This is a genomic window from Allobosea sp. P4_E12, from assembly GCF_056401655.1.
The window spans coordinates 272281-287360 of record NZ_JBFUIY010000006.1; the positions used below are offsets into that span (position 1 = coordinate 272281).

A 15080-nucleotide genomic window follows, 5' to 3' on the forward strand; every position below is an offset into this window, starting at 1 on the left:
CCCTCAAGCGTTCGCGATCCAGCCGCGCCAGGTGAAGGCTGCGTAGAACAGGCTGACATTGGCAAAACCACTGGCCCGCAGGATCGCCTCGTCCTGCTCGGGGCTGAAGCTTTGCAGGCTGGCTGAGACCGCCGCGCGGGCGCGCTGCACCTGCTCGGGATCGGCGCCGGACGCGATCGGGTAGGCGGCGTAGCGATCGAGCCAGGTTTCGCGTTCGTCGGCGCCCTGGGGAAAGCTCGCATGTGCAGCGACGAAGGGCGCGCCGGGGCGAAGCCGGGCGTGGATCTCGCGCACCGTCCGTTCGCGCTCGGGCGCGGCGAGGAAATGCAGCGTCAACAGGCAGGTCGCCGCGTCAAAGGGGCCGGCCGGCGCATCGTCGATATAGCCTTCGACCAGCGTGACCCTATCCATCAGCGGCCCCAGCGTGCGTTCGGCGAGGCGCAGCATCGCGGCTGCCGGATCGACCCCGACGAAGCTCCAGCCGGGATGCGCCTCTGCAAGCGCGCGGATCTCGCTGCCGCCGCCCGCCCCGAGCACCAGCACCTTCGCGTCGTCGGGGGCGCTTTCTGCCAGCAGCAGGCCGGTCATCCGGTGCAGCGCGTCGAGACCGGGCACGAAACGCCGCGGCCCCTCCGCATAGCGCGAGACGGCTTCGGGATCGGAAAAATTCCTGAGGAAGGGCTCTTCGCGAGCCGCGCGTTCAGTCGACACAGGTGGATACTTCGGGCTGGAGCCGCGCGCGTTGCGCCAGGCGTTGCCGGAAATCCGCGCTCAAGGCTGCCAGCGTCACGGTCTCGAGCGAGGCCAGCAACAGCGCCTGCGCCTCGCGCAAGCTGCCATCAAGCGCCGCATTGACCGCCTGCTCGACGGCGCAGGCCGGCGCCTCGCTGCGGTTGCCGATGGCGAAGAGGGCGGGCGAGCCGATGCCCTCATAAATGTCGCGCAAGGTGATCTCGGCGAGGTCGCGGGCGATGGTCCAACCGCCCCCATGACCTTTCTCGGAGCGGACATAGCCCTGGTCGCGCAAGCCCGACATGATCCGCCGGATCACCACGGGATTGGTCCGCATCATCCGCGCCAGCGCTTCCGAGGTCACGGGGCTGTTCTGGTCCGCCATGTGCAGCAGCACGTGCAGCACCCCGGACAAACGACTGTCGCGATTCATGTAACTTCATATGTTGCGTGATTGAGGCGGCGTCAAGAGCCTCCGCGTGGACAGGGCAGGGGCGCCGTCCTGACGGCTATGCCGTCGCCGGGGATAGAGCGGCGACCGACCGCTGCGGGGAAACGAGAAGCTCAGAGGCGTCAACTGCGGCATCGTGGCCGGCTATGGCGCTGGCCCGGCGCAGCAGAAGGTCGTAAGGCAGTCGGGCCGCTCGCTCCTGGCCTGCTTGGTCAGACCTGCGGCATCCAAGGTCGAGCTCCCCGCGTGAGCTCCCGACGGAAGACGGCTCCGCAGTGATGCGGGGCCGTTTTCGTTTGGGGGCGCGCGCTGACCTGCCTGTCAGGCTTCTCGCACCTGCCGATAGCCCGCCGCCTTCGCCAATGTGATGAACTTGCGATCGAACGTCGCGAAACCCTCGCAATGGGCCGACTTGCAGAGATGCAGGGCATCGGCGAAGTCCATGCCGCGCTCAGTCAGATCCAAGGCAGCAGCGACCACCGCGCCGTCTTCGACCGTCACTGTGGGGAGGCCGGCAGAGGCTCTCAAGGCCCGGGTTATATCGGCCGCATCATACTCATAGGCGCTGCGCAACACCCATTCGACCTCGAGCATCACGGTTTGCGCGACGAAAATCGGCTGTCCATCGATCAGAATGCGCGCGCGCTCTGATTGCTGGGGATGGTCGCCCGTCAGGTAGCGAACGATCAGATTGGTATCAATCGCGAGCATGCCGGCGCTTTGCCTCAGCCAGAACACTCGCCGCCATCTCTTCCAGCGTCTTCGCCCTGCCGACAGGCGGGAGAACGCCAAAGACGTCGTGAGGCTGCGTCTCCGCAAAGACAGGGGCCGGCTTCAGCAGCACGCCATCGGGTGTCTCTTCGACGATGAGGCGCGTTCCGGCCCCCCATTCGCGCCGCTGGCGAATCGAGCTGGGCAGAATGACCTGGCCCTTTGTGGAGACCGTCGTGGTCAATTTCGGCGCGCTTGCCATGCTGTCCAATGCCGTGGGTAAGACGATGGTAAGATAATGCCGCGTGGGCTGGCCTTCAAGCGGGACCGGGCCTCGGCGGGATCCGGCATCCCCAAGCTGCGCCCGCCGCGCCAGCGCGACGCAGCGTCTCTGGATCTGCGCCGGACACGATCAGGCATCGCAATGGCCGGCGGGGCTATAATGGGCAACCCCCCTTTGCGTGCCTCAGCCGCGCCGTGCCGCCTCGATAGCGGCGACATCGATCTTCTTCATCGTCATCATCGCGGTAAAGGCGCGCTTCGCTTCCTCGCCGCCGGCCGCCATGGCCTCGGTCAACACGCGCGGCGTGATCTGCCAGGAGATGCCCCATTTGTCCCGGCACCAACCGCAGGCGCTTTCCTGCCCGCCATTGCCGACGATCGCGTTCCAGTAGCGGTCGGTCTCCTGCTGATCGTCGGTGGCGATCTGGAACGAGAAGGCTTCGTTATGCTTGAAGGCGGGCCCGCCATTCAAGCCGAGGCAGGGGATGCCGGCGACGGTGAAGTCGACCGTCAGCACGTCGCCCGCCTTGCCGGAGGGGAAATCGGTCGGGGCGCGGTGGACGGCCCCCACCGCGCTGTCCGGAAAGGTCTCGGCATAGAAGCGAGCGGCCGCTTCCGCGTCCTTGTCGTACCAGAGGCAGATCGTGTTCTTGGAGATCGTCACGGCTTGTCCTTTCGCTGTTTGCGGCCAATTCCGGCCTGGTTTCCACGCAGACGAAGGCGGTTCACGGTTTGTCAAAAGTCTCCCACGACCTTGGAATGCGCTGGGCCCATCGGGGTTCCGCCGGCAAGGCAGGAAAGACTATGGCGGCATCAGAGCCGCCGGAGGCCCTCAGCCCGGCAGCGCATTCTTGTAGATCTTGCCGTCCTTCATGATCACGACGAAAGACCGGTGCGGATCAGCGACGAGATTGATGTTCTCGAGTGGATTGCCGTCGACAAGCAGCAGATCGGCCAGGGCGTTGGGCGCAACCACGCCGAGTTTTCCCGGATAGGGATTGCGCAGGCCCGACAATTCGAGCAGCCGCGCATTTGTGCTGGTCGCCATGGCAAGCGTTTCGGCGGGGGTGAACCAGCGCGTCCATTTGGCGAGAAGTTCGCCATGCCGCCTCGCAAGCTGCGGCGAAAACAGGATGTCGGTCCCGAAGGCGAGCTTGAGCTTGTATTTCTTCGCCAGCTCGAAGGTCTTCTCCGTGCCGGCAAACACGGTATAGGCCTTGGCCCGCTCGCCCGAGCCCGGCGGAAAGGCCTCCGCCATCTCGTCCGGGAAGGCCTGCGTGCTCAGCCAGATGTCCTTTTCCGCGATCAGCCGCGCCGACGCCTCGTCCATCAGGTGACCGTGCTCGATGCATTTCACCCCGACGGAGATGGCGCGGGTGATCGCCGCCGGCGTGTAGGCGTGGACGGTGACATAGGTCCCCCAGTTCTCGGCGGCCTCCACGGCGGCGCGCAGCTCGTCTGCGGTGAAGGTCGAGACATCGAGCGGACTGAACGGCGAGGCGACGCCGCCGCCGGCCGTCAGCTTGATCTGGGAGGCGCCCTGCATCAGCTGCTCGCGGACGCGCATGCGCACCTCGTCGGGGCTGTCGGCGACCATGCTGCCGCCGACCTGCTCCATCCGCGACAGCGAGCCCTGTGCTCGCGGTAGGTCGGTCAGCTGGCGGAAATCCCCATGCCCGCTGGTCACCGTGATGACTGCACCTGAGGGATAGATGCGGGGCCCTGGCAGCACGCCGCCATCGATGGCCTGCTTGAGGCCGAAGGACGGGCCGCCCATGTCGCGGACCGTGGTGAAGCCGCGCATCAGGGTCTCAGTCGCCTCGGCGCCGGCCGTCAGATAATTGAAGCCGAGATTGCCGAAGAGCGATTGCGACGGCGTCGAGCGCACCAGCATCGCGTGCCAGTGCATGTCGGTCAGCCCCGGCATCAGCGTTCGCCCGCCGCCCGCGATGACCACGGTGCCGGGCTCCGCAGTGGTTGGGGCCGTCGCGATGCGCTCGATCAGATTGCCGCGGACGAGCACATGCGACGGTGCCGAGAGCCCGCTGCCCGTCCCGTCGAAGATGCGGACGTCCTGGAACAGTGTCGTGCCGGTGCCTGTCGGGGTGCCGACCTGCGCGCGCAGCGGCGATGCCAGCGCGGATGCCAGAGCCGGAAGTGAGGCGACGAAACGCCGTCGGGTCAAAAGTGCCACGCTGCAACCTCCCGAAGCCAGATGGGGGAACGCCATGCCCACAGGCCTAAAGGCGTATCCCAGGAGAGCCCGGATGCAAACTGCCAGCCCAGATCGCCGTGCGTCCGTTCGGACAGGAGCGGCGATCTCGCTCTTTGTTCGAGCATCGGATTCTTCCGAAAACCGGATTCCACCTTTCGGTCCGATGCTCTAGCGCGTTCCCGTCATGACGCTCCGGTCATCCGCCAGAGTGCAGGCTGCCCGCAGCGGCAGGGCAGGGGCGCGAGGATATGCGCGTGACGGCCTCAGCCGCGCTCATCCTGCGGTCCGCCTCCTGCGATCGGGCTTGCCGCCAAACTGATCTGCCCGCCAATCGACAATGCCGGCGGCCCCGCTCAAAATCCGGCGATGATCTTCTTCGAGTCGATCCTGGCCATCATGCTGGGGGCGGTGCTGCTCTCGGCGGGCGCGCGGCGCATCGGCGTGCCTTATCCGGTCGTGCTCGCGGTCGCCGGGACGGCGCTGGCGCTGGTTCCGAACGCACCGGAATTCGCGCTCGATCCCGAACTGGTGCTCGCCCTGTTCGTCGCGCCGATCCTGCTCGACGCCGCCTTCGATACCTCGCCGCGCGACCTGCGCCGGAACTGGCTCTCCGTCGGCAGTCTCGTCGTCGTTGCCGTCGGGGTGACGACGGTCGCGGTCGCGGCGGTCGCCCGGTGGCTGGTGCCGGATCTGCCCTGGGCCGCCGCCGTGGCGCTCGGCGCGATCGTCGCGCCGCCCGATGCTGTCGCGGCGACCGCCGTTCTGCGCCGCCTGCGCCCGCCGCATCGGCTCCTCGTCATCCTGGAAGGCGAAAGCCTGCTGAACGACGCGACCGCGCTGCTGATCTATCGCGTTGCCGTCGGGGCCGTGCTCGTCGGGGGCTTCTCGCCAGCCTCGGCGCTGCCGACCTTCGGCCTCGTCGTCATCGGCAGTATCGGGCTCGGCGCGTTTCTCGGCTGGTCGCTGGTCCGCTTCCTCGGCGCGTTCAAGGACCCGCCGAGCGCCATCATCCTGCAGTTCATCACGACATTCGGGGTCTGGATCCTGGCGGAGCGGCTGCATCTGTCGGGCATCATCACCATCGTCGTCTATGCCATGGTGATTGCGCGCACCGCGCCCGCCCGCACCAGCGCGCGCCTTCGCATCCCGTCTTATGCGGTCTGGGAGACGACCGTCTTCGTGCTCCAGACCCTGGCTTTCGTGCTGATCGGCCTGCAATTGCGGCCTATCCTCGCCAATCTCAGCCCGCGTGAGATCGGCGCCTTTCCCGTCATTGCGCTGGCCGTCCTGGCAACCGTCATCATCGTGCGCCTGAGCTGGGTCATGACCTATCAGGCGATCGCGAAACTGACGCGCCGGGCCACGGAGGGCGCGAAGGACGAGACGCGCCCGGCGTCAACGGCTGGCAGCGATGGCCTGATCATCGCATGGTGCGGCATGCGCGGCATCGTCACGCTTGCGGCCGCCTATGCCCTGCCGGGCGGTTTTCCGCACCGCGACCTGATCCTGCTCTGCGCCTTCACAGTTGTGGTCGGGACGTTGTTGATCCAGGGGCTGACCCTGCCGCTGCTGCTGCGCCGGCTGTCGCCGCGGGACGACCGCCCGGTCGAGCGCGAGTTTCGCATGGCGCGAAAGCTCGCCCTCAAGGCGGCCATTGCAACGATCCGCGATGCGCCGTCGGAGGCCGCGCTGGCGGTGCGCCGCGAATATGACGACATGCTCGCGCAGACGCGCGACAGCGACGAGTTCGATACCACGCAGAACCAACTCCGGCGCGATGCACTCGCCGCGGCGCGCGACAAGGCGCTGGCCCTGCGGCGCGACGGCACGATCGGCGACGATGCCTTCCATCGGCTCGAGGAAGAGCTCGACTGGCTGGAACTGGGCGCAGCAGCAAGGACGGTCGAATGAGCGCGGAACTCGATGTCGTCGTGGTCGGCGCCGGCGCGGCCGGGATCGCGGCAGCGCGACGGCTTGGCGAAGCCGGTCTGTCGCTCGCCGTCATCGAGGCCGGCGACAGGGTCGGCGGCCGCGCCTGGACCATCCGGCACGAGGGTTTGCCGATCGATCTCGGCTGTGGCTGGCTGCACTCAGCCGAGCGCAATCCCTGGACCGCGCTGGCGCCGGATCTCGGCTTCACCATCGACAGGACGCTGCCGCCCTGGGGGCGCCAGTTCAGGAATATCGGCTTCCCCGCCGCCGATCAGATGGCGGCCCGCGCCGCCTTCGCCGGCTTCGAGCAGCGCCTGCGCCAGGCCCCGGCCGAGACTGACCGGGCCTCCGATCTGCTGGAGGAGGGCGGCACCTGGAATCCCTATCTCGAGGCCGTCAGCAGCTATATCAACGGAACCGACCTCGAGACGCTCTCGATCCGCGACTATCTCGCCTTCGCCGATGCGGATACGGGCGTGAACTGGCGCGTCATCGAGGGCTATGGCGCGCTCATCGCCAGGGCGGCATCCGGGCTGCCGATCTCGCTCGGCATGCCCGTCTCGGCAATCGAGGCTGACCAATCCCAACTCGCCATCGTCACGGGCTCGGGCACGATCAGGGCAGGGGCTGCGATCATCACGGTCTCGACCGATGTCCTGGCTTCAGGCGCAATCCGCTTGCCGGCGGCGCTTGCCGACCACATCGAGGCGGCGTCCCGCCTGCCGCTCGGCCTCGCCGATAAGGTCTCCTTCGCGATCGACCGCCCGGACGATCTGGAGCCGGACACGCAGGTGCTGGGAAACCCGCATGAAGCGAAGACCGGCAGCTACCATTTGCGCCCGTTCGGCCGACCCTTGATCGAGGGCTTCATCTGCGGCGCCGCGGCGCGCGAACTCGAATCGGGCGAGGACATGGTCGCCTTCGCCAAGGACGAGCTCGCCGGCCTTTTCGGCGCCGGCATCCGCCGCCGGCTGAAACCGGTCGCCCAGACGCGTTGGGCGAAATCGCTCTTCATCAGGGGCTCCTACAGCCACGCGCTCCCCGGCTGCGTCGAGGCGCGCGCCATTCTGGCAAGCCCATGGGACGAGCGCATCTTCTTCGCGGGCGAGGCCTGTTCAACGCAGGATTTCTCGACTGCGCACGGGGCCTATCAGACGGGGCTCGATGCGGCGGAGGGCGTTTTGGGCGGCCGTCAATTCGCGCGCAACGGTGGCCATCTGCGGCGCGATGGGTAAATCGCTGCCACACACAAGGAAGGCGCTGACCGTTGGCCAGGACGTTCGCGTCCTGATGGGCCGCCAACCGATATAGCCCGTGCAGGCACCCAACGTCAGCTTTTGGCCGACCCTCCCATGCCCGGTTGCGGCGCCTACCGAACCTCATTGATGTAAGCATGCGCGCGCGTACTGGCGCGATGCCGGCCGAGAATGGTCGGCAGGCCCGCCTGATCGTAGGCGACCTCGTCAATGGCGAGCACTGCTTCCGGCCCGGCGAGATCGAGGAGGGCGATGTCCTCATCATTGGCAAGTTCAGCGGTAATCTGCTCGCGAACTGCTGAGATGCGAATGCCGTAATGCTCCAGCAGATGAAGGTAGAGTAGCGGCGGCAGAGCTGCCGGCTCGCGGGGTAGGCCTGGGACTCTTTCTTCTGCGAGCAGCAACTTGTCATGCATGACGGGGCGGCCGTCCGCATGCCGAATGCGGTGGATCGCGACCACACCGCCAGCTCTGATCTGTAGGCGCTGGGCTTGCTCGGGCGTAGCCTGCCGCGTCTCGACCGTCAGGAACTGGCTTGTCGACCGCACCAGGCTGCCGTCAGCCCGGTGGAGACGGAAATACTGGAAGAAGAAGCGCAGCGAATGATGCGGCGCGCGGCCGGTGACGACCGTGCCGGTCTTGCGCCGACGTGACAGCAAACCCTCGGCAACGAGGTCGCTCATCGCCCGGCGCACCGTGCCCACAGCGATGCCAAACCCTTGCGCCAATGCGGTTTCGTTGGGCAGCACCATGCCGGGTTGCCATTCCCCGACGAGGATCGCCTCCGACATATGCCGCTTCACCCGCTCATAGAGCGGTGCGGAATCGAGGGAGACGAGGTTCGGCAGCGTGGACGCCACGTCGCCGCCGCTGATCAATCCCGCGGCAGGCGCGGTCGCTTTTTTGGCATTGACAGGAGGCATGAGGCTGAGTCCTATTTCTATATAGTTTATATGAAAGCTGCTTGAGCGCCAATGGCCATGCACTCCGCTACCTCAGCCATCTCCATGGCAGATCGCGTCCGCGCCGCCCAGCCACCGCGCCGGGGCAGGGCGGTCCGATGAGCCGTGACGGGCAGGAGGCGCGCGAGGCTGTGCGCGAGACGGCGGGGCTGGAGCGCGCCGGCGCCTGGATTGCTGAGGCGGTCGAGGCGGCGATCGCCGATCTCGGAGCGATGATCGCGGTCGATACCTCATTGCCGCCGGGGCAGGGCTATGGCGACTTCGCGACGCTGATAGAGGCGCTGACGCGCCCGCTCGGCTTGGAGACCGAGCGCGTCGATGTGCCGGACGAGCTCTGGCGTGTCCCGAACGGCCCGGCCGCTGGCACCAGGACGAATCTGATTGCGACCGCCAAGACCGGAAAGCCGGTCTGCGGGCTCTATTTCCATGTCGACACGGTCCCGGCCGCACCGGGCTGGACGACCGATCCGCTCTCGATGGCCCGCGATGGCGAACGCCTGATCGGCCTCGGCGCTGCCGACATGAAGGGCTGCATCGCAGCCGTGCTGCTGGCGCTGCGGGCGGCCAAGGCCCGCAACATCGCACTCGCCTATGATCCGATGCTGCTGTTCTGCACCGACGAGGAGGGCGGCCTCTATCCCGGCATCCGCTATCTCGCAGAGCAGGGCCGGCTCGACGGCCCTGTCGGCGCCGAGCTGGGCAGGCTCCACGCTCCCATCATCAATTTCAACGGCAGCGCCGAGGCGCGCATCTGGGCCGGCTGCTTCGGGCTCTTCAACCTGCTGGTGCGGGTCCGCGGGCAGGCGGTCCATGCCGGCGAAGGCAACCGGCGCGGCAGCGGCCTCAACGCGATCGAGGGTTCGCTGCCGCTGCTGAACGCGCTGGCTGGTCTCAAGGCGGAGGTGGCGACCCGCCTGTCCGCGCTGCCGCCACCGCCGGGAAAACCGGCACTGGCCGCGCAGCTCAACATCGCGACCATTGGCGGCGGCACGGCCGGCGGGCAGGTGCCGGCCCTGCTCGAACTCACGCTGAACCGCCGCTACATGCCGGAGGAAGCTTTTGAGGACGCGCTGGCCGAGATCGAGGAGACGGTGCGCCGCGCCGTCGCTTCCGTCCCCGGCCTGACCGTCGAGACGGCGCTGATCGGACATCTCGCTCCGACCAGCGATCCGGTCGGGCCGCACTGGCCGCGCTGGCAGGCCGCCGTCGGCGCGGGCTTCGGCTATACGCCGGAGGATTTCCGCCGCTGGGGCGCGGCGAGCTGCTCTGATTTCGGCTGGGTCCAGCGCGCAACCGGCCGGTCGGAAGTGCTGCTCGGCGGGCTCGGCCGCCCCGACCGCAATATCCACGCGCCGGGCGAGTACACGACGGTCTCCGACATCATCGCGCTGGCGCGCGCCGTGCTCGCCTATCTCGCCGCCGAGTTCAGGCCCGAGCTCAACCCCGACCTTGCCTGACCCCTCTCATATCCCGAAGCTGAAGGAGCGTTCCATGCCGAGCATCCACCGTCGTGATTTCCTCGCCGCCTCCGCCGCCTTCGGCGGGCTTAGCCTGACCGGTCTGCCGGCCTTCGCCCAGAATGCGCCCCGGCGCGGCGGCACCTTGCGCGTCAGCGTCGATCAGGCCGTCTCCAAGCTCAACCCGCTCGTCACCCGGGTGAACCCGGAATATCTCGTTGCCGAACTGCTCTATTCCGGCCTGACGCGCCTGAATCCTGACATGAGCGCCGAGCCCGATCTCGCTGAATCCTGGACGAATTCCGCCGATTTGACCGAATGGAGCTTCGCGCTCCGCAAGGGCCTGACCTTCCATGACGGCTCGGCTTGCACGGCCTCCGATGTGGTCGCGACCTTCGAGGCCATTCTCGACGCCAAGACTGCCTCGCCAGCACGCCAGAATGTCGGGCCGATCGCCAAGGTCGCGGCCAAGGACGACGCGACCGTCGTCTTCACCCTGTCGGCGCCCTTCGCCGATCTGCCGGTGACGCTAGCCTATACCAACGCCAAGATCGTGCCGGCTGCTGTCATCAAGGGCGGGCTGGAGAAGCTTGACCGCCAGGCGATCGGCACCGGCCCGTTCAAGCTCGTCTCCTTCGAGCCGGAGCGGCAGATCGTGGTCGCCCGCAACGAGGCCTATTACGACAAGGCACGGCCCTATCTCGACAAGGTCGAGGTCGTGGTCTTCCCCGATGTCAGTGCCGAAGCCTCGGCGCTGATCGCCGGCGATACCGATCTGATCAGCACCACGCCGCCGACCGAGTTCGGCCGGCTGCAGAAGGCCTCGGGCGTCAAGGCGCTGCGCGTGCCGTCGGGCCAGTTCTGCAACGTCAATTTCGGCTGCGACCAAAAACCCTTCAACGATGTGCGCGTGCGCCAGGCGCTGGCGCTCACCGTCGATCGCGCCGCGATGGTCGATTTCGTCACCGAGGGCTTTGGCTCGCCCGGCAACGATACCCCGCTCAGCCCGGCCTATCGCTTCTTCGCCGAGCTGCCGGCGAAGAAGGCCGACATCGCCAAGGCCAAGGCGCTGCTGGCGGAGGCCGGCTATCCCAAGGGGCTGGAAGCGACGCTGATCGCCTCGGATCGTCCGGGCCAACGTACGCAGCTGGCCGTGGCCCTGCGCGAGATGGCCAAGCCCGCCGGTTTCGACATCAAGGTCGAGACTATGCCGCACGCGACCTATCTCGACCAGGTCTGGAAGAAGGGCTCGTTCTATGTCGGCTTCTACAACATGCAGGCGACGGCCGACGCCATCTTCTCGCTGCTCTACACCTCGAACGCTGCCTGGAACGAGACGCGCTGGAACAATACCGCCTTCGACAAGCTGATCTTCGAGGCGCGCGCCACGGTCGACGAGACCAAGCGCCGCGCGCTCTACGCGCAGGCGCAGAAGCTGATGTATGACGAGGTGCCCTCGATCATTCCCGCTTTCTTCGACCTGCTCGGCGGACAGCGCGATTGGGTACAGGGCTACCAGCTGCATCCGCGCGGCGCCGTCTTCCGGCTCGATTTCGTCTCGCTCGGCGCCAACGCGCCGAAGCGCGGCTGAGCCCGTTCCAAAGCGAGAGACGGCTTCACCGATCAGATTGATTCAATCTGATCGGATCCGGCTCCAAGCGAAAAGCGAGGCATAAGCGCGTGTCGCCCGCCTATATCCTCAAACGGATCCTGCTGATCGGCTACACGCTGCTGGTCGTGTCGCTGATCGTCTTCGCGATCACCCAGATCCTGCCGGCGGATGCTGCGGTCATGATGCTGGGTGAGAACGCGACGCCGGATGCGCTGGCGGCGCTGCGCGTCAAGATGGGGCTGAACGACCCGATCTGGCTGCAGTACCTGCACTGGCTCGCAGGCGTCCTGCACGGCGATTTCGGCCTCTCGATGCGCACCGGCCAGCCGGTTGCGCCCGCAATGCTCGAGGCGCTCGGCCGCTCGCTGCTGCTGGCGCTGTTCTCGATCGTGCTGATGCTGGTGCTGGCGATCCCGCTCGGCATTATCGCGGCGGTGCGACGCGGCCGGGCCGCCGATCTGGGGGTGAGCTTTCTCTCCTATGTCGGTGTTTCGCTTCCGGAATTCGTCACCGCCACGCTCGTCGTGCTGGTGCTGGCGGATTGGCTGCAATGGCTGCCGGCGACGGGCTATGTGCCGCTGACCGAGGATCCGCTGCGCGGCCTCAGGCATCTCGTCCTGCCGGTGCTGACCGTCTCGCTGATCCTGATCGCCCATGTCTCGCGCATGGTGCGCTCCGAACTGGTCGATGTGCTGCATTCCGACTATATCCGCGCAGCGCGCCTCAAGGGCCTGTCGAAGCGGCAAGTGCTGTTCAAGCACGCGCTGCGCAATGCGCTGCTGCCGACCATCACCATCGTCGCGCTCGATGTCGGCTATCTGCTCGGCGGCGTCATCGTCGTCGAGGAGATTTTTGCGCTGCCGGGCATCGGGCGCCAGCTCATCGTCGCGATCCAGGCGCGCGACCTGCCGTCCATCCAGGCCGGCGCGCTGATCCTGGCGACGACCTACGCCGTCGCCAATTTCCTCGCCGACATCGCCTATGCCTGGCTCGACCGGAGGATCCAGTATGATTGAGATCCTCAAGCGGATGCTGCGTTCGCCGCAAGGTGCGCTCGGCCTGATCATCGTCGGCCTGATCCTGCTCGCCGTCATCGTCGGGCCGTGGTTTGCGCCCTACGACCCCGAGAAGATGGCGCCGCTGATGCGCTACAAGCCGCCGAGCGCGCAGTTCTGGCTCGGAACCGACCAGTATGGCCGCGATATCCTGAGCCGCCTGCTGCATGGGGCACGCGCCACGGTCGTCATGGCGGTGATCGCAACTGCGCTCGGCACGCTGGTCGGCGCCGTGGTCGGCACGGTCTCGGCCTTTCTCGGCGGGCGCAGCGACGAGGCGATCATGCGCACTGTCGATGCCATCATGTCGATCCCGAGCCTGTTGCTGGCGCTGCTGATCGTCAACCTGCTCGGCAAGAGCAGCATGAACGCACTTCTCGCCATCGCGCTCGCCTTCGCGCCCGGCATGGCGCGGGTGACACGCTCGGTCGCGCTCGCCGTGCGCAAGCAGGACTATGTCAACGCCGCCATCGCGCGCGGCGAGAGCGCCGCCTATATCGTCGGGCGCGAGATGCTGCCGAATGTGGTCGCCCCGATCGTCGTCGAGATGACGATCCGCGTCGCCTTCGCGGTGATGCTGTTTGCGACGCTCTCCTTCCTTGGGCTCGGCGCCCAGCCACCGGCCTCGGAATGGGGGCTGATGGTCGCGGAGGCCCGCCGCTTTATGCATCTGAGCCCCTGGATGATCCTGTGGCCGAGCCTTGCCGTCGCGCTGGTCGCGATCGGTTTCAACCTGCTCGGCGATGGCTTGCGCGACGCGCTGAACCCGAGGAGCTGAGGTGATGGCGACCCCGATCCTCGACATTGCCGGCTACGGCCTCGACTACGCGACGCCTGCGGGCTTTACCCGCGCGCTCGACGACGTGACGCTCTCCATCGCCCGGGGCGAGGTGCTCGGCCTCGTCGGCGAATCCGGTTCGGGCAAGACCTCGCTCGCCTGGGCGATCATGCGCCACCTGCCGAAGAGCGCGCGCGAGGCCGGTGCCATCCGGCTGACCGGGCAGGATCTGCTGAAGGTCTCGGAAGACGAGATCGAGGCGATCCGCGGCAAGCGCATCGGCATGGTCTTCCAGGATCCGAGCACCTCGCTTAACCCGACGCTCTCGCTTGGTACGCAACTGGCCGAGGTGCTGGTGCGCCATCGCGGCCTGACGCCCAGGCAGGCCTGGGCCGAGGGCGAGGAGCGTCTCGCCCATGTCGGCCTGAAGGTGCCCGGCCAGATGATGCGACGCTATCCGCACGAGGCCTCGGGTGGCGAGAAGCAGCGCGTCGTCATCGCGACCGCCTTCGCCTGCCAGCCGGAATGCATCATCTTCGACGAACCGACGACGGCGCTCGACGTGATCACGGCCCGCCAGATCCTCGACCTGTTCAAGGAACTGCAGGCTGAGACCGGCGTCGCCTCGCTCTATATCTCGCATGATCTCGCGCTCGTCTCGCAGATCGCGACCAAGGTCGCGGTGATCCATCGCGGCAAGATCGTCGAGCAGGGCGCGGTCGGCGAAGTCTTCGCCCGCCCGCGCGACGCCTATACGCAAAAGCTGCTCGCCGCCGTGCCCCGGCCCGACCACCGCCTCGTCGAGACGGCGAAGCTTGCCGCCGGCACGCCGCTGGTCGAGGTCGAGAAGGTCAGCGTCCATTACGGCCGCAAACCCTTTCTCGGCCGGCTGCTCGGGCGCGCCAACACTCAGTTCACCGGCAATCGCGAGGTCAGCCTCTCGGTGATGCCGGGCGAGATCCTCGGCATCGTCGGCGAGTCCGGTTCGGGCAAGTCGACGCTCGCCAGGGCGATGACCGGCCTCAACCGCTTCGAGGGCGAGATCCGCTTCGCCGGGCGCCGGATCGCGGGGCTCCACGACATGGACCGCGCCTATCGCCGCGACGTCCAGATCATCTTCCAGCATCCGGATTCCTCGCTCAATCCGCGCCAGCGCATTCGCGAGATCCTGTCGCGGCCGCTCGAACTCTATGGCGAGCCGGGCGCGCGCAAGGATGCGGCTGCTATCGGCGAACTGCTGGAGCAGGTCAGGCTGCCGGCCGCTTTCGCGGACCGTTATCCGCATCAGCTTTCCGGCGGCGAGAAGCAGCGCGTCGCGATCGCGCGCGCCTTCGCCTCGAAGCCAAAACTCGTGATCTGCGACGAGATCACCTCGGCGCTCGATGTCTCCGTGCAGGCCTCGGTGGTCGAGCTCCTGGTCGACCTGCAGAAGCGCTTCGGCACGGCCTATCTCTTCATCACCCACGATCTCAACCTGGTGCGGCAGATCGCTCACCGGGTCGCGGTGATGTATCGCGGCGACCTCGTCGACCTCGTCGATGTCACCGCGCTGACCGACGGAACCCTCCACCCCTATACCCGCTCCCTGCTCGACGCCGTGCCGGCTCCGGCCGCGGCGGCAGCCTGACATTCGAGGC

14 protein-coding genes are annotated in these 15080 nt (G+C 67.2%); 7 read left to right on the plus strand and 7 right to left on the minus strand.

All coding sequences use genetic code 11. From position 1 onward, the window contains the following. Positions 1-3: 3 nt before the first annotated feature. The 6 genes from AC1DW9_RS10205 to AC1DW9_RS10230 form a co-directional block, all read right to left on the minus strand. Positions 4-711 carry a class I SAM-dependent methyltransferase gene (locus AC1DW9_RS10205; protein ID WP_441488408.1) on the minus strand — a complete coding sequence of 236 codons (708 nt, stop codon included), beginning with the start codon at positions 709-711 and terminating at the stop codon, positions 4-6. Then, the gene (locus AC1DW9_RS10210; RefSeq protein ID WP_476776678.1) at positions 701-1165 is read right to left on the minus strand and encodes an Rrf2 family transcriptional regulator; all 465 of its coding nucleotides are present in this window, start codon (positions 1163-1165) and stop codon (positions 701-703) included. Before AC1DW9_RS10210 ends, AC1DW9_RS10205 begins: the two co-directional genes overlap by 11 nt. 339 nt (positions 1166-1504) lie before the next feature. Next, the gene (locus AC1DW9_RS10215) at positions 1505-1894 is read right to left on the minus strand and encodes a type II toxin-antitoxin system VapC family toxin (protein ID WP_476776677.1); all 390 of its coding nucleotides are present in this window, start codon (positions 1892-1894) and stop codon (positions 1505-1507) included. Next, positions 1881-2156, minus strand: a complete 276-nt coding sequence (locus tag AC1DW9_RS10220; RefSeq protein WP_476776676.1) for an AbrB/MazE/SpoVT family DNA-binding domain-containing protein — start codon at positions 2154-2156, stop codon at positions 1881-1883. The genes AC1DW9_RS10215 and AC1DW9_RS10220 overlap by 14 nt, the downstream gene beginning before the upstream one ends. A 204-nt stretch (positions 2157-2360) precedes the next feature. Then, on the minus strand, positions 2361-2834 hold the full coding sequence (locus AC1DW9_RS10225) for a VOC family protein (protein WP_476776684.1): 474 nt from the start codon (positions 2832-2834) through the stop codon (positions 2361-2363). Between the two features lie 174 nt (positions 2835-3008). Continuing rightward, positions 3009-4406, minus strand: coding sequence for a metal-dependent hydrolase family protein (locus tag AC1DW9_RS10230; RefSeq protein ID WP_476776675.1), 1398 nt, complete (start codon positions 4404-4406; stop codon positions 3009-3011). Between the two features lie 351 nt (positions 4407-4757). Between AC1DW9_RS10230 and AC1DW9_RS10235 the strand changes: the two genes are divergently transcribed. Together AC1DW9_RS10235 and AC1DW9_RS10240 are read left to right on the plus strand one after the other, a co-directional pair. After that, positions 4758-6302, plus strand: a complete 1545-nt coding sequence (locus tag AC1DW9_RS10235) for a cation:proton antiporter (RefSeq protein ID WP_441507942.1) — start codon at positions 4758-4760, stop codon at positions 6300-6302. Further along, entirely contained in the window at positions 6299-7558 is a 1260-nt protein-coding gene (locus AC1DW9_RS10240) for a flavin monoamine oxidase family protein (RefSeq protein WP_441507941.1), read from the plus strand. Before AC1DW9_RS10235 ends, AC1DW9_RS10240 begins: the two co-directional genes overlap by 4 nt. Before the next feature lie 134 nt (positions 7559-7692). Here AC1DW9_RS10240 and AC1DW9_RS10245 read toward each other — a convergent pair whose 3' ends face one another. After that, on the minus strand, positions 7693-8565 hold the full coding sequence (locus tag AC1DW9_RS10245) for a GntR family transcriptional regulator (RefSeq protein ID WP_476776674.1): 873 nt from the start codon (positions 8563-8565) through the stop codon (positions 7693-7695). A gap of 74 nt (positions 8566-8639) precedes the next feature. On the opposite strand from AC1DW9_RS10245, the gene AC1DW9_RS10250 reads away from it, so the two are divergent. The 5 genes from AC1DW9_RS10250 to AC1DW9_RS10270 all read left to right on the plus strand — a co-directional run bounded on the left by AC1DW9_RS10250 (position 8640) and on the right by AC1DW9_RS10270 (position 15070). Further along, the gene (locus AC1DW9_RS10250) at positions 8640-9998 is read left to right on the plus strand and encodes a M20 family metallopeptidase (protein WP_476776673.1); all 1359 of its coding nucleotides are present in this window, start codon (positions 8640-8642) and stop codon (positions 9996-9998) included. A gap of 34 nt (positions 9999-10032) precedes the next feature. Next, a complete protein-coding gene (locus AC1DW9_RS10255; RefSeq protein ID WP_441488400.1) occupies positions 10033-11589 on the plus strand; it encodes an ABC transporter substrate-binding protein in 1557 nt (518 codons plus the stop codon). 89 nt (positions 11590-11678) lie between these two features. After that, complete coding sequence (locus tag AC1DW9_RS10260; protein ID WP_441488399.1) at positions 11679-12626, plus strand: ABC transporter permease; 948 nt, start codon at positions 11679-11681, stop codon at positions 12624-12626. Beyond that, on the plus strand, positions 12619-13443 hold the full coding sequence (locus AC1DW9_RS10265) for an ABC transporter permease (protein ID WP_441488398.1): 825 nt from the start codon (positions 12619-12621) through the stop codon (positions 13441-13443). The genes AC1DW9_RS10260 and AC1DW9_RS10265 overlap by 8 nt, the downstream gene beginning before the upstream one ends. 4 nt (positions 13444-13447) lie before the next feature. Continuing rightward, positions 13448-15070: a dipeptide ABC transporter ATP-binding protein gene (locus AC1DW9_RS10270; protein WP_476776672.1), complete on the plus strand. Its 1623-nt coding sequence runs from the start codon at positions 13448-13450 to the stop codon at positions 15068-15070. Positions 15071-15080: the final 10 nt, after the last annotated feature.